The sequence below is a fragment of the Pseudarthrobacter defluvii genome, from assembly GCF_030816725.1.
Taxonomy (GTDB): domain Bacteria; phylum Actinomycetota; class Actinomycetes; order Actinomycetales; family Micrococcaceae; genus Arthrobacter; species Arthrobacter defluvii_A.
In genome coordinates this window covers 3,483,659-3,496,586 of the sequence record NZ_JAUSYG010000001.1, presented here as the reverse complement: position 1 = coordinate 3,496,586, position 12,928 = coordinate 3,483,659, and the positions used below count along the sequence as shown (strand labels likewise).

The 12,928-nt window shown below is 67.0% G+C and carries 12 protein-coding genes; 3 read left to right on the top strand and 9 right to left on the bottom strand.

Annotation, left to right across the window (positions count from 1 at the left end; all coding sequences use genetic code 11):
- Positions 1-44 precede the first annotated feature (44 nt).
- Entirely contained in the window at positions 45-1,355 is a 1,311-nt protein-coding gene (locus QF031_RS16300) for an ABC transporter substrate-binding protein (RefSeq protein ID WP_307430455.1), read from the bottom strand.
- A gap of 265 nt (positions 1,356-1,620) precedes the next feature.
- On the opposite strand from QF031_RS16300, the gene QF031_RS16295 reads away from it, so the two are divergent.
- The gene (locus QF031_RS16295) at positions 1,621-2,754 is read left to right on the top strand and encodes a ribonuclease HI family protein (RefSeq protein WP_307430452.1); all 1,134 of its coding nucleotides are present in this window, start codon (positions 1,621-1,623) and stop codon (positions 2,752-2,754) included.
- Positions 2,755-2,762: 8 nt separating this feature from the next.
- Here QF031_RS16295 and QF031_RS16290 read toward each other — a convergent pair whose 3' ends face one another.
- From QF031_RS16290 to QF031_RS16260, 7 genes are all read right to left on the bottom strand, one after another.
- Positions 2,763-3,050 (bottom strand): WXG100 family type VII secretion target, encoded by a 288-nt coding sequence (locus QF031_RS16290; protein WP_307430449.1) that lies wholly within the window; start codon positions 3,048-3,050, stop codon positions 2,763-2,765.
- A gap of 108 nt (positions 3,051-3,158) precedes the next feature.
- The gene (locus QF031_RS16285; protein WP_307430447.1) at positions 3,159-4,661 is read right to left on the bottom strand and encodes a sensor histidine kinase; all 1,503 of its coding nucleotides are present in this window, start codon (positions 4,659-4,661) and stop codon (positions 3,159-3,161) included.
- Between the two features lie 2 nt (positions 4,662-4,663).
- Positions 4,664-5,374, bottom strand: coding sequence for a response regulator transcription factor (locus QF031_RS16280; RefSeq protein WP_142131055.1), 711 nt, complete (start codon positions 5,372-5,374; stop codon positions 4,664-4,666).
- A gap of 72 nt (positions 5,375-5,446) precedes the next feature.
- Positions 5,447-5,947: a DUF427 domain-containing protein gene (locus tag QF031_RS16275; protein WP_307430444.1), complete on the bottom strand. Its 501-nt coding sequence runs from the start codon at positions 5,945-5,947 to the stop codon at positions 5,447-5,449.
- 45 nt (positions 5,948-5,992) lie between these two features.
- Positions 5,993-7,639, bottom strand: coding sequence for a DNA repair helicase XPB (locus QF031_RS16270; RefSeq protein WP_307430441.1), 1,647 nt, complete (start codon positions 7,637-7,639; stop codon positions 5,993-5,995).
- Between the two features lie 13 nt (positions 7,640-7,652).
- The gene (locus QF031_RS16265) at positions 7,653-10,130 is read right to left on the bottom strand and encodes a helicase-associated domain-containing protein (RefSeq protein WP_307430438.1); all 2,478 of its coding nucleotides are present in this window, start codon (positions 10,128-10,130) and stop codon (positions 7,653-7,655) included.
- Between the two features lie 10 nt (positions 10,131-10,140).
- Positions 10,141-10,374: a hypothetical protein gene (locus tag QF031_RS16260; protein WP_307430435.1), complete on the bottom strand. Its 234-nt coding sequence runs from the start codon at positions 10,372-10,374 to the stop codon at positions 10,141-10,143.
- 228 nt (positions 10,375-10,602) lie between these two features.
- Between QF031_RS16260 and QF031_RS16255 the strand changes: the two genes are divergently transcribed.
- Positions 10,603-10,986, top strand: coding sequence for a cold-shock protein (locus tag QF031_RS16255; protein WP_018762148.1), 384 nt, complete (start codon positions 10,603-10,605; stop codon positions 10,984-10,986).
- A gap of 6 nt (positions 10,987-10,992) precedes the next feature.
- Positions 10,993-11,583 (top strand): DUF3027 domain-containing protein, encoded by a 591-nt coding sequence (locus QF031_RS16250; protein ID WP_307430432.1) that lies wholly within the window; start codon positions 10,993-10,995, stop codon positions 11,581-11,583.
- 118 nt (positions 11,584-11,701) lie between these two features.
- Here the strand turns inward: QF031_RS16250 and serC are convergent, their stop codons facing one another.
- Complete coding sequence (gene serC / locus QF031_RS16245; protein ID WP_307430429.1) at positions 11,702-12,832, bottom strand: phosphoserine transaminase; 1,131 nt, start codon at positions 12,830-12,832, stop codon at positions 11,702-11,704.
- Between the last annotated feature and the right edge of the window lie 96 nt (positions 12,833-12,928).

The window sequence follows — 12,928 nt, the reverse complement described above, 5'->3', positions numbered from 1 at the left end:
TGCGGCCCCTCGTTGTGAGGGGCCGCATTTTTGGTTGGCGGAAATTACTTTCGGGCCGAGTCCAGCATCCCCTGGACTTCCTTCTTGAAGGCTTCCGCTGCCGCCTGGGGCGTCAGCCGGTCATACAGCACTTCATCCGTGTAGCGCTTGATCACATTCTGGACGCTTCCCGCGCCCACGGGCGGCACCGGCGGCGCGTCTTTGATGTCCGGCGCGATGTCCTTCAGGAAGTTCACCACCGTGGTGTCCGCCGGCTTCAGCGAGGGCGTGATGTCCGCGACGATCTCGCTGTTGGTGGGCACGCCCCTGTCCGTCATGAGGATGGCCCCGGCCTCCGGGCTGTTGGTGAGGTAATTGATGAACTCAGCAGCCTGCTGGGGATGCTTCGAGCGGGAGGAGGCAGACCAGAACATGGTGGGCTTGTAGTACATGCCGTTCTTGGCCGATGCGCCGTCGACGCTCGGGGCGCGCAGCATTTTGATGCTGCTGCCGGTGGTGGCTTCAAGCGAACCAAGCTGATTGGTCCACCACCAGGCCATGCCCACCCGGTTTGTCCCGAAAAGGCTTTCCTCCAGGCCGGCCCCGGCGTCCTCCGTGGCCACCGTGGCCGGCGGGCTGGCCTTGGAATCACGCTGTTCCTTGAGTCGCTCCCAGAAGGACGCAGCCGTAGCGGCCTCAAAGTCGAGCTTGCCGTCCTCGGAGTACAGGTTCTCCCCGTGCTGGCGCAGCCAGATGATCAGGTCAGCCTCGTTGCTGCCGTACGCAGCTCCGTAGTTCTTCCCGTCGCCTGCGGCGCTGATCTTCGACGCGGTGTTCATGAAGTCCTTCCACGTCCACGTCTTGTCGTCCGGAACGGGAACACCCGCCGCTTCAAACACCTTGGTGTTGGCCATGATGACGTAGGCATTCTGGCCGGTGCTCAGTCCGTACTGTTTGCCGTCGTACTGGCCGGAGGCAAGCGCTTCCTTGTCCAGTTTTGACGTGTCGATTCCGTCTTGCTTGGACAGGTCCAGCAGCGCGCCGCGGCCGCCGTATTCGGCAATGTATTTTTGGTCCATCTGGATGACGTCCGGCGCATCGTTCGCGGCGGTTTTTGTTGCCAGCTTGTCCCAGTAGCTGGACCACTCGCCAGGTTCGGCCTTGATCTTGATGTTGGGGTGGGATGCTTCAAACGCGGCGATGACCTTGTCCGTCTGTCCGTTCAGGTATTCGTTGCCCCACCAGGCGAAGCGCAGGGTCACCTGGCCGCTGTCGCCGGAGCCTCCCGGGGCTCCGCAGCCCGTTGCCAGGATGGACAGGGCCAGCGCGGCAGCACCGAACTGGAAGCTGCGCCGGCTTACGACTGGAATCGTCATTGATGTTCCTTCCGGTAGGTTTCCTGGCGCTGCCCCCTATGGAGGTTAGGGGCGGTGCACGTATGAGAAACCGCTTTCTTAAGGGATGTTGCGATTCTTCCGTGCGGCTGGTGTTCCCGTCAAGATATTTGGGTAAGCGTTTTCCCGCCGTGCCATCCCGGCAGGTGACTCCGGGTCGGGGGCGCGCCGGTATCCGTAGCAGGCCCAGCGAAGGCTGCCCCAGCCGCCGCAGCCGATTGTCTGTTGCTTCTGGCAGGATGGATTGGTGACGATTACTGCAGCGGCTGACGGTTCGGCCTTGGGAAACCCTGGCCCGGCGGGCTGGGCCTGGTACGTAAATGACGATTGCTGGCGGGCCGGCGGCTGGCCGCACGGGACCAACAATCAAGGAGAGCTGATGGCTGTCCTTGATCTTTTGCGTGCCACCGCGCATATGCCCGGGGAGGACCTGCGCATCCTGTGTGACAGCCAGTACGTCATCAACTCCATCACCAAGTGGATGCCGGGGTGGAAACGGAAGGGGTGGCGCAAGGCCGACGGAAAGCCTGTCCTGAATGTGGAGCTGCTGAAGGAACTCGACCGCGAACTGGCGGGCCGCACCTACACGTTTGAATGGGTCAAGGGCCACGCAGGGCATGACCTCAACGAGGCTGCCGATGAACGGGCAAGGGCTGCGGCCACGGCGTACCAGCAGGGAGTGGCAGCACGCTCCGGCCCTGGATTCCCCGGCGCGCACCACCCGGGCAGCCAGCACGCCGCCTCACAACGCCCGGACGCATCCGGACCTGCGCTGGACAGGCAGGCGCCGTCCGGTGTGGGGCTCCCCCCGGCCACCCTGGATATCCCCACTGCTTCCCCGAAGCGTCCGGCGGAAGCGCGCCCGGCGGAAGCGCGTCCGGCAGCAGCAGCTGGCGGGGATGTTCCTGCTGGCGCAGGCGCAGGCAACCGGCGCAGGGCAGCGCCCGAGCCTGTGTCGGCCTTCGACGAGCTGGACCTTTTCAGCGAACTGGACAACGAGGCCCTTGAAGTGGCCGAGGCAACGCAGCAGGCCGGCTCCATCCCGCCGGAGGCCTTGGTGGAGGAGCTCGAACGCGAGCTCCTGGGACCCCTGGTGCGCGGGGATATCGGCCGGACCGCCGTCCTTCTCCACCCGGACTTCATGGAGATCGGCAGCTCGGGAAGGGTCTGGACGCGGGACGCCATGATGATGGCCCTTGAAGAGGACCCCGGGGAACGGACCGACATCGAAATCTTGGGCGCAGACCGCATCGGCCCCGGCGCGGTCCTGCTGACGTACCGGAACTTCGCCCGGTCCGGCACCACGCTCCGCAGCTCGCTGTGGGTCCTCGACGGCGGCCGGTGGCGGCTGCGGTTCCACCAAGGGACGCCTGAGGCCTAGCCGGAGGTTCAGCTGAACCGCTGCGTGTTGCCCTGCTCTGCCTGGGCATAGGTGGCGGCGGCAGAGGCCAGGGCCGCATTGATGGAGGCCAGTGAAGCTTCCACGCGGCCCTGGGTCATGGTCCATTCGGTGATGAGTGCCTGGAAATTGGTGGCTGCGGAACCGCGCCACGAGCCCTGCAGTTCGTCCAGGCCCCGCTTCATGGTCTGCACGTCCGCACTGATGCGATCAACTGTGGCCTGGACATTGGCGGACTTCAGCTGCAGCAACTCGGTGTCGACGGAAATAATGCTCATGGCTGTGCCTCTCGATACGGCGGGTCCCTGGGAGTCCCACGCCCGGTGGATCCGGGCTGCTGGGACGAGCCTATGGAGCAGCCGCACCCCGGGACCACTGACCAGTGGCTATATGTGGATAACCGATCCGTCACTGCCCTTCGCCGGGGCGACATCGTCGTCAGCGGCGTCCTCGCCGTCGCTGCCTGTTGTGTCGTCACGCCGCGGAAGGCTGACCACCAGGGTCGCGCCGCCGCCGTCGGTCTTTTCCACCCGGACGGAGCCGCCGTGGGAGCCCACGATTGCTGCCACGATGGCCAGCCCCAGGCCGCTGCCGCCGGTCTCCCTGGTCCGGGAGGTGTCCGCGCGGTAGAAGCGTTCAAAGACCTTTGCGGCATCCTCATCCGAAATGCCCGGCCCATGGTCCCGGACTTCGATGACGGACCGTGCCCCGCCGTCGCTTCCGCGGACCCCGACGGCGAGTTCGATGGGGCTGCCCTCGGGGGTGTAGCGCAGGGCATTGCCCACCAGGTTGCCCACCACCTGCCGCAGCTTGGCCTCATCGCCAAGGACCGGGGCCGGGGAGGCCGGGCCGCCGTCGAGCCCGGTCAGGGATATTGCCCTGGAACGGTCGCTGGCCTGGGTGTCGACAACTGCGTCATGGGCAACCAACTGCAGGTCCACCGGCTTTTGCTGCAGGGGCCGCTGCTCATCGAGGCGGGCCAGCAGGAGCAGGTCCTCGACCATGGAGCCCATGCGCTTGGCTTCGCTTTCGATCCGGCCCATGGCTGTGGCCACGTCCTGGTCGGTGGCCAGGGCGCCGTGGCGGTACAGCTCGGAGAACCCGCGGATGGTCACCAGGGGAGTGCGCAACTCGTGGGAGGCGTCGGCGGCGAAGCGGCGCATCCTTGCCTCCGAGGCGGTCCGCGCGGCGAATGCGGTTTCGATGTGGGCCAGCATGGCGTTCAGGGAACTGCTCAGCCGGCCCAGCTCGGTGGCAGGGTTTTCCACTTCCACGCGGCGGGAGAGGTCGCCGGCGGCAATGGCGGCAGCTGTTTTTTCCACCCTGGCCAGCGGCCGGAAGGACCGCGACACGGTCCAGCTCGCAATGAGCGAAGCCAGCAGCAGGGTCAGCAGGCCCACCCCGGTGACCACCAGGGTGGCATGCTTGAGGACATCGTCGACGCTCTCCAGCGGCAGCCCGATCACCACCACGGACGTGGTGGGCCCATTCTGGACCGTCACCGCCACTACCCGCCAGTTTTCGCCGTCCGTCCCGCGGACCTGGAAAGGAACCAGCTGGAGCGCCTGCGCCTGCTCCACGGTGATGTTGGTGATGTCCGGGTGCTCGTCAGGGTCCCCGCCGAACGTGTACGGCTGCTCGCCGGGGGCGAAGAGCATCAGGGAATAGTCGGTGGGGATCGAGCTGGGTGCCTGGAGCTGGGTGAACGAGCGCTGCTTCCGGGCAGAGTCGACGGCGGCATCCAGTTTGTCGTCCACCTGGCCCTGGAGGTAGCTGTGGAGCAACGTCAGGGTCACCGCTCCGGTCACCGTCAGGGCCACGATCAGCAGGGCCATGATCATGGCCACCAGCTGCGACCTGAGTGAGGCCGACTTCCACCGCTTCAGCAAGGTCAGCGCTTTTCAGCCGTCCGGAGCACGTAGCCCACGCCGCGCTTGGTCTGGATGAGGGCGGGCGCGTCGGGGTCGATGTCCACTTTCCGCCGCAGGTAGGAGATGTAGGACTCCACGATGGAGGCATCGCCGTTGAAGTTGTACTCCCAGACGTGGTCAAGGATCTGCGACTTGGACAGCACCCGGTTGGGATTGAGCATGAGGTAGCGCAGCAGCTTGAACTCGGTGGGGGAGAGCTCGATGACAGTGCCGCCGCGCCGCACTTCGTGGGCGTCGTCGTCGAGCTCCAGGTCATCAACGCGGATCACCGCATCATCGTCCAGCAGGGGCTGGGTCCGGCGGAGCACGGCCCGGATGCGGGCCACCACCTCGTCAAGGCTGAAGGGCTTGGTGACGTAGTCGTCCCCGCCCACGGTCAGGCCTGTGACTTTGTCCTCGGTGTCGTCCTTGGCGGTCAGGAAGAGGACGGGGAAGTGCTTTCCGGACGCGCGGAGCCGGCGGGTCACGGTGAAGCCGTCCATGTCCGGGAGCATGACGTCCAGCACGGCCAGGTCAGGGGCGTGGGTATCGGCCGCGGCGAGGGCATCCCGGCCGTTGGCGGCGGAGACCACTTCAAAGCCGGCGAACCGCAATGACGTGGAGAGGAGCTCGCGGATGTTGGGTTCATCATCGACGACGAGCAGCCTGGCTTCTGGACCGTTCTTGTTCATGCTCCCATCATGCTCCCAGTCTCTGGGAGTTGTCTGGATATTGGTTGTGAGCACGGTGTTGGTCCGCTTGGCCTACCAGCCCATGGTTCCGGGTTCGCCTTTGAAGGGACCCACCACCCGGCTGGTGATCCAGCCGCCGTAGAACCTGCCGGGCTGGGCAGTCACCCGCTCACCATCCACCTCGCAGTAGTCCATCCTGCCCGGATAGACGGCCACCCGGTCCGCAAGCGCCTCGAAACCGGAGGCGGGCTCGGGATAGGACCACGCAGCGCTGTCCGCTTCCTTCCCGCCGCCGCGGACAGTCAGGTACTTCGCCGCGCCCTTGAACTCGCAGAAGCTGCTGCCCGAGGCGGGCTCCAGCGCCCCCGGGGCAAATGCCGACAGCGGGAGGTAGTACACCGGCGGATGGCTTGTCTCAAGGACCCGAAGCGAATCCGTGGAGTCGAGGATCAGCTCTCCGCCCAGGACGATGCGGATGCGCTCGCTGCTGCGTTCGATCCGGGGCGGCCGGGGGTAGTCCCACACCGATTCCTGCCCCGGTCCCGGCGCCGTGGGAATGATTCGTGTACCCATGCCTCCAGTGTGCACGCCGGAAGCGCTACCGGCACAGGGGAATTCCTAGTCGGCTGCCGGCACGTCCTTGGCATCCATGATCCGGTAGGCGTAGCCCTGCTCGGCGAGGAACCTTTGGCGCTTGGCAGCGAAGTCCTGGTCCAGGGTGTCCCGTGCGACGAGGGAGTAGAAACGCGCCGCCCTGCCGTCCTTTTTGGGCCGCAGCAGCCGGCCCAGCCGCTGGGCTTCCTCCTGCCGCGAGCCGAAGGAACCGGACACCTGGATGGCAACCGAGGCTTCCGGCAGGTCGATGGAAAAGTTGGCCACCTTGGACACCACAAGGGTCTGCAGCTCTCCGGCACGGAACGCGTCAAAGAGCTTCTGGCGTACCTTGACGGTGGTATCGCCCTTGATCACCGGTGCCTGCAGGCGCTCGCCGAGCTCATCCAGCTGGTCAATGTACTGGCCGATCACCAGCAGTTGCTCGCCGGCGTGACGGGCCACCAGCTCCTCCACCACCAGGGTCTTTGATTCGGAGGTGGCGCAGAGGCGGTACTTGTCGGCGTCATCGGCCATGGCGTAGGCAACCCGTTCGTCCTTGGGCAGGTCCACCCGGACCTCCACGCAGTCCGCGGGTGCGATGTAGCCCTGCGACTCGATGTCCTTCCAGGGCGCGTCATACCGCTTCGGCCCGATCAGGCTGAAGACCTCGCCCTCGCGCCCGTCCTCCCGGACCAGCGTGGCGGTCAGCCCAAGCCGCCGCCGGGCCTGCAGGTCTGCGGTCATCCTGAAAATGGGTGCCGGAAGGAGGTGGACCTCGTCATAGATGATCAGTCCCCAGTCGTGGCCGTCCACCAGTTCGAGGTGCGGGTAGATGCCGCCCCGCTTGGTGGTGAGCACCTGGTAGGTGGCGATGGTCACCGGCCGCACCTCCTTGAGGGCGCCGGAGTATTCACCCACCTCGTCCTCGGTAAGGGAGGTGCGCTTGAGCAGTTCGTCCTTCCACTGCCGGGCGGCCACGGTGTTGGTGACCAGGATCAGCGTGGTGGTGGAACCGGTGGCCATGGCTGCGGCGCCCACCAGGGTCTTGCCCGCGCCGCAGGGCAGGACAACCACTCCGCTGCCGCCAGCCAAGAAGTTTTCACTGGCCAGGCGCTGGTAGGGCCGGAGCTGCCAGCCGTCCTCATTGAGCGAAATCAGGTGCGGGGTGCCGTCCACGTAACCGGCCAGGTCCTCCGCGGGCCAGCCGAGCTTCAGTAGCAGCTGCTTGAGCTGTCCCCGCTGGGAGGCGTGCACCACGACGGTTTCGCCGTCGATCCTTGGCCCGAGCAACGGCGCGATCTTCTTGGCCCGGATGACTTCCTCCAGGACGGGGTAGTCATCCGTCCGCATGACCAGCCCGTGGCGTGGGTCTTTTTCGAGGCGCAGCCGGCCGTACCGGGACATCGTTTCCTCGATGTCGATCAGCAGCGAATGCGGCACCGGGAAGCGGGAGTACTTCAGCAGCGCATCCAGCACCTTTTCCGCGTCCAGCCCGGCGGCCCTGGCGTTCCACAGGCCCAGCGGGGTCAGCCGGTAGCTGTGCATGTGCTCGGGTGCACGTTCCAGCTCGGCGAAGGGTGCAATGGCGTGCCGCGCCTCGGTGGCCAGTTCGTGGTCCACCTCGAGGAGGATGGTCTTATCGCTTTGGACGATCAGGGGTCCGTCGGTCACGCGCGGGAATCCTTTACTGGCGCAGTTCCTCTGCGGCCTCGATGTCAATGATGCGGTGCACGGACAGGACCCGTTCGGTGTCCTTGGCAGGATCGAACACGCGGACCCTGCCCCCGCTCACGGATAGCGGAACAACAACTTCCAGGCTGGCATTCCCCAGGTTGTCCACCACGTTCATGTTGACCCGCTGCTTGAGCCGGATGGCCCTCTGCAGCGCCTCCAGTCCCAGCTGCGTGGCAGCCTCGCTCCCGGTCGCCGCGCCGGAATGATGCGCGACGCCGGGGCCCACCTGGCGCAGGACGTGCAATTGGGCTTCCACCTCCTCAGCCGCCGGTGCCGTCCGCGGCGGGGTGTACACGGGGCGGAGGTTTTCCTGCGGCGCGGCAGGCCGGCGAAGGTGGCCCGCAGGTTCGGCGCCGTCCACGGACGGGGAGAGGCCCAGGCTGCGGAGCACGGCGGCAAGCTCACGCGGCGGCGCGGATGACGCCACCACAGTGGGGGCCAGCCGGACCAGGCCCAGCTGGGCGGCCTTCGGTCCCGCCAGCAGGTCGGTGAGCGCGGTTTCATCCTCGCTTTGGATGAAGCTCACCGCCTGGCCCACGTGAAGCCTGCCGTGCCGGGAGGCGGTGTCCTCCACCAGGTACTGCAGCGGCTGGGGAACTGCGGTTGCGGAGTGTTCCCGGAGGAACGCCAGCAGGCCTGCGGCGTCATAGCCGCTGTCCAGTGCACGTTTAACCGACTCCGCAGAGAACCGGTAGATGGTGGCGGGGCCCTGCCCCTCGGCGTCGGCCATTACCAGGAGCTGCTCCGTCAGCGCCGGGGAAAGGTAGCCGGGGGCAACGGCGGTGAGGTCAGCCTGCAGCAGCACGTGATTCAGCGCGGCGGGCAGGTGCTCGCCCAGGATGGCAAGGGCGGCGTCGGGGTTGTCCTCGGCGAACGCGCTCCCCAACTGGCTCAGGGCTCCCGAGCCCACCAGCCCCAGCATCTCGGCCTCGGCCAGGACGCCCCTGATCAGGGAGCTGAACCGCCGGGCCATCCGCGGCTGCGACCACTCGGCGCGCTGCAGCACGGCTGCGGCATCAAGCACGGGCGCGGCACCGTCGCCATCATCAGCTTCCCGCGTCAGCTCAAGCAGGATTTCCAGGATGCGTTTGCGGACCACCGGCGCGTCGGGCCGCTGTGCGCCGGCCGACAAGGCTGCGATGGTGGTCCCGGACGCCGAGCGGGCCGCCGCTGCACCCGGGGCTGAATTGACGGGTTGGCCCACCATGGAGGGCACGCGCTCGCTGGCCAGCCAGGCGTTCACGAGCCACAGCCATTGTTCCTGCCGCGGAAGGACCAGCCACTCCAGCTGCGGCGGCTGGACCCATGATGACGAGTCCACGTCGAGGCGGATCAGGCCGGCCAGCCCGCACAGTTCCAGCAGCCGGCCCACCGCACCCTGGTCGACGCGCAGCTGTTCGGACAGCCGGCGCATCTCGCGGACGCCCACGCCCCCGCTCCGCAGGGTGGCCAGCGGCTGCACCCCCACGGCATGCAGCAGTTCGGAGACCAGCCGCAGGGTTTCCGAAATGGCGCTCAGGGCTGCATTCCTGCGCAGCGCCGCGGTGGTGCGGCCCAGCTCCGCGACCGGCGGTGCGAGGGTGAAGTCGTTGATGATCGCCCCGCCGCGCAGGGCCAGCCCCACGCTGTGCGGCAGTTCCACGTGCGCTGCGTCCAGCGGCACCAGCAGCCCGCGCGCAAGGAGCCAGTCCACGGGCCCGACGTCGGCTCCCTCGGAGGCGACGGACGCTTTCCGTTGCGCCTGGGGGACGGCACCCATGGCCCAGTTCCGGAACTTGGCGAGCAGCGCCGTCGTCCGTTCCGGGGCGCCGGCCATGATGTCCTGCAGGGATTCGGGGGACGATGTCCAGTGCTGAAGCGCCAACGCCGCTTCCATGGGCGTGGTGGAGCCGTGGATCGCGAACCCGCTGCGGTGCAGTTCGGAAACCAACTGCACGGCCCGCTGCGCGAACGCCGGCTGGAGGCGTACCAGCTCCGTGTAGCTGCGGCCCAGCCCTGCCGGGTAAATGCCCACTACGTCCTTGAGCGATCCGACGGGCAGGTAGAAGGGCTGCTCCGCGGCGGGGGCGGGGGTGCCGTGCGGGGGAGCAGCGGGGTGCACCAGCGCAAGCTCCTGCAGGGTGCCAATGATCTGTTCAATGGTGGCCAGCGACGAACCGCGGATCAGCTGGTGCAGGTGTTCTGCCGAGGCGCTGTGCCCGGTATCCGTGTTGGTGCACAGATGCAGCGTTTCCAGGACCTGCATCTGCGGCCGGTTCAGCCGCTCCAGGGCGCGCTGGACGCTGACGCGGGAACTGGCGCGGGCAGCCAGCGCCGAAAAATCCGGAACACCGGGGGAGATGAGGTCCGGCCGCGCGGCGAACAACGCGCGCAGCGAATCGTCGCTGCGTGCCTCCAGGTCCATGCCAAGCGCGCGAATGAGGGACATCAGTCCAACGTTACCGCCGCCCGGCCTTTCCCGCCCGCCGCCGGGCGGCAACTCCGTCGAGGACCACCAGGAGCATCAGGATGAAGGCCGCCGGCAGTCCGTAAAGCGCCGAATACGTGACCCAGGCGGGTGCGACCGATCCGGCGAAGGCAAGCACCATGACTGTACCCACGGCAATGAGGGACAGCACGGCAATAACTGCGGCGAGGACCATCAGCGGCCGCCGGTAACGCGAGGGAGTCATGGACGTAACGCTACAGCTGCCGCCACGGTGCGCTTAAACGCCGGCCCGGCCCTTGCGCCTGGGGCGGAACAGTACTCACGGAAGCGTAATCAGGGCAGGCGGCAGGATAACCTTGAACGATACAGACCAACACGGTTTGCGCATGCCATACCTTGAACCCGCACAACACTGCGGATGCGGTGGCAGGAGGCCGTGTCTCATGACAGCAGAACGAAGAAGGTTGATTACGTGCCTACCGGCAAGGTCAAGTGGTATGACAAGGACAAGGGCTTTGGGTTCCTCGCGGGCGAAGACGGCCAGGAGGTCTTCCTGCCCAAGTCGTCGCTGCCCGAGGGGGTAACGGAGCTGAAAGCGGGCACCCGGGTGGAGTTCGGGGTCGCGGACGGCCGCAAAGGCGCCCAGGCGCTGGGCCTGCGGGTGCTGGACAAGACCCCGTCCATTGCCAAGGCCAAGCGTCCCAGCGCCAAGGACCTCGCACCCCTGGTGCAGGACCTGGTGACTGTTCTGGACAACCTGTCCGGAACCCTGTCCAAGGGCAAGTACCCGGACGGCAACAAGGGCAAGGCCATCGCCGCCGCCCTGCGCAAGGTTGCCGACGAGCTGGACGTTTAGGCGCCCATGAACCTCCAATCTGAACAGCCGGGCACGCCAGTGCAGGAGCAGGCTGCCAAGACCCAGCCCAAGCGCAAGGCAGGCGTGCCCGTGTGGCGTACGGGCAAGCCTGATGCTTTCCTCGCCGCGGCCGTTGATGCTGCCCGCACTGCCGTGGAAGGCATCACGCCCGCTGCCACCATCGGCCCGCACCTTGCCGCCAGGAGTGAGGGCGACCGCCTGGTGACGCACCTGTTCGAATCCAGGTTGCCCGGCTACGCAGGCTGGCAGTGGTACGCGGTGCTGACGCGCAACTCGCGCTCCAAGGTGGTCACCGTCAACGAGCTTGGCCTGCTGCCGTCCGAGGACTCCATCCTCGCCCCGGAGTGGGTGCCGTGGGCCGAACGCGTCCGCCCCGAGGACGAGCAGCCGCCGGAGCCCGAAGCGGACGGGCGCGGAACGGAAGCTGCCCAGGAGCCGGACCTTCAGGCAACAGACGCGCAGGCAGCCGATGAGGATTCGGTCCAGGAAGAATCAGCCGGGGAGGGTTCAGGGCAGGCCGGTTCAGGGCAGGCAGGGGAACCAGCGGACGACGACGGAGCGCAGGCAGGAGCCTAGCGCACCTTACCCGGGAAACCGGCCGCCCCTCTGCCGGGGCACAACAAAAACGGCGCCGTCCGGGAAGAACCCGGGCGGCGCCGTCATACGTTAACTCTGCCTGCTTGCTGGACCTTGCCTACTTGCGCAGCTGGGCCACCACGTAGTCGATGCTGGCCAGCAGGGCCGAGACATCGCTGGGCTCGATGGCCACGAAGGTGGCGATGCGCAGCTGGTTGCGGCCCAGCTTCCGGTAGGGCTCGGTGTCCACGATACCGTTGGCGCGCAGGACCTTCGCCACTGCCGCGGCGTCCACCGATTCGTCGAAATCGATGGTGGCAATGACGTTGGAGCGTTCCTCGGGCTTGGCCACAAACGGAGTGGCGAACTCCGACGCTTCGGCCCAGCTGTAGATTCGCCCGGCGGAGTCCGCGGTGCGTGCGGTGGCGAAGTCGAGCCCGCCGTTGGAGTTCAGCCATTGGACCTGGGCGTCAAGGGTCACCAGCGTGGACAGCGAGGGCGTGTTGTACGTCTGGTTCAGGCGGGAGTTGTCGATGGCCGTCTGGAGGTCCAGGAAGTCCGGAATCCAGCGGCCGCTGGCCTTGATGCGGGCGGCGCGCTCGAGTGCGGCGGGGGAGAACAGGCCAAGCCAGAGGCCGCCGTCGGAGGCGAAGTTCTTCTGGGGCGCGAAGTAGTAGACGTCGCTCTGGGCAACGTCCACGTCAAGGCCGCCGGCCGCCGAGGTGGCGTCCACCAGGACCAGGGATCCGTCGTCGGCTCCGGAGACCCGCTGCACTGGGGCAGCCACGCCGGTGGAGGTCTCATTCTGTGGCCACGCGTAAACATCCACGCCGGCCTCCGCCTGTGCCACGGGACGGGTGCCGGGCTCCGACGTGATGATGGAGGAGGCTTCAAGGAAAGGAGCCTTGTTGGTGGCCGCGGCGAACTTGGACCCAAACTCGCCGAAGGACAGGTGCTGGGCTTTTTTGTCCACCAGGCCGAAGCTGGCGACATCCCAGAAAGCAGTGGAGCCGCCGACGCCGAGGACCACTTCGTACCCTTCAGGGGCGCGGAAGAACCGGCTCAGCCCTTCGCGGACGGAGCCCACCAGGTTCTTGACGGGGGCCTGGCGGTGGGAGGTGCCCAGGATGGTCCTGGATGCTGCGGCGAGGGCATCGATCTGTTCCTGCCGGACCTTCGACGGGCCGGCCCCGAACCGTCCGTCCTTGGGCAGGAGGTCGGCGGGAATCGTGATGCTGGTGTCGCTCACAGGTGCTCCAATTCGGCGGGGACGAACGTTTTGGTCCGGACGGACAGTGTGTGGCCGGCAGCCGGGTGCGGCTGCGCCAAAGGCCTTTCCCATTCT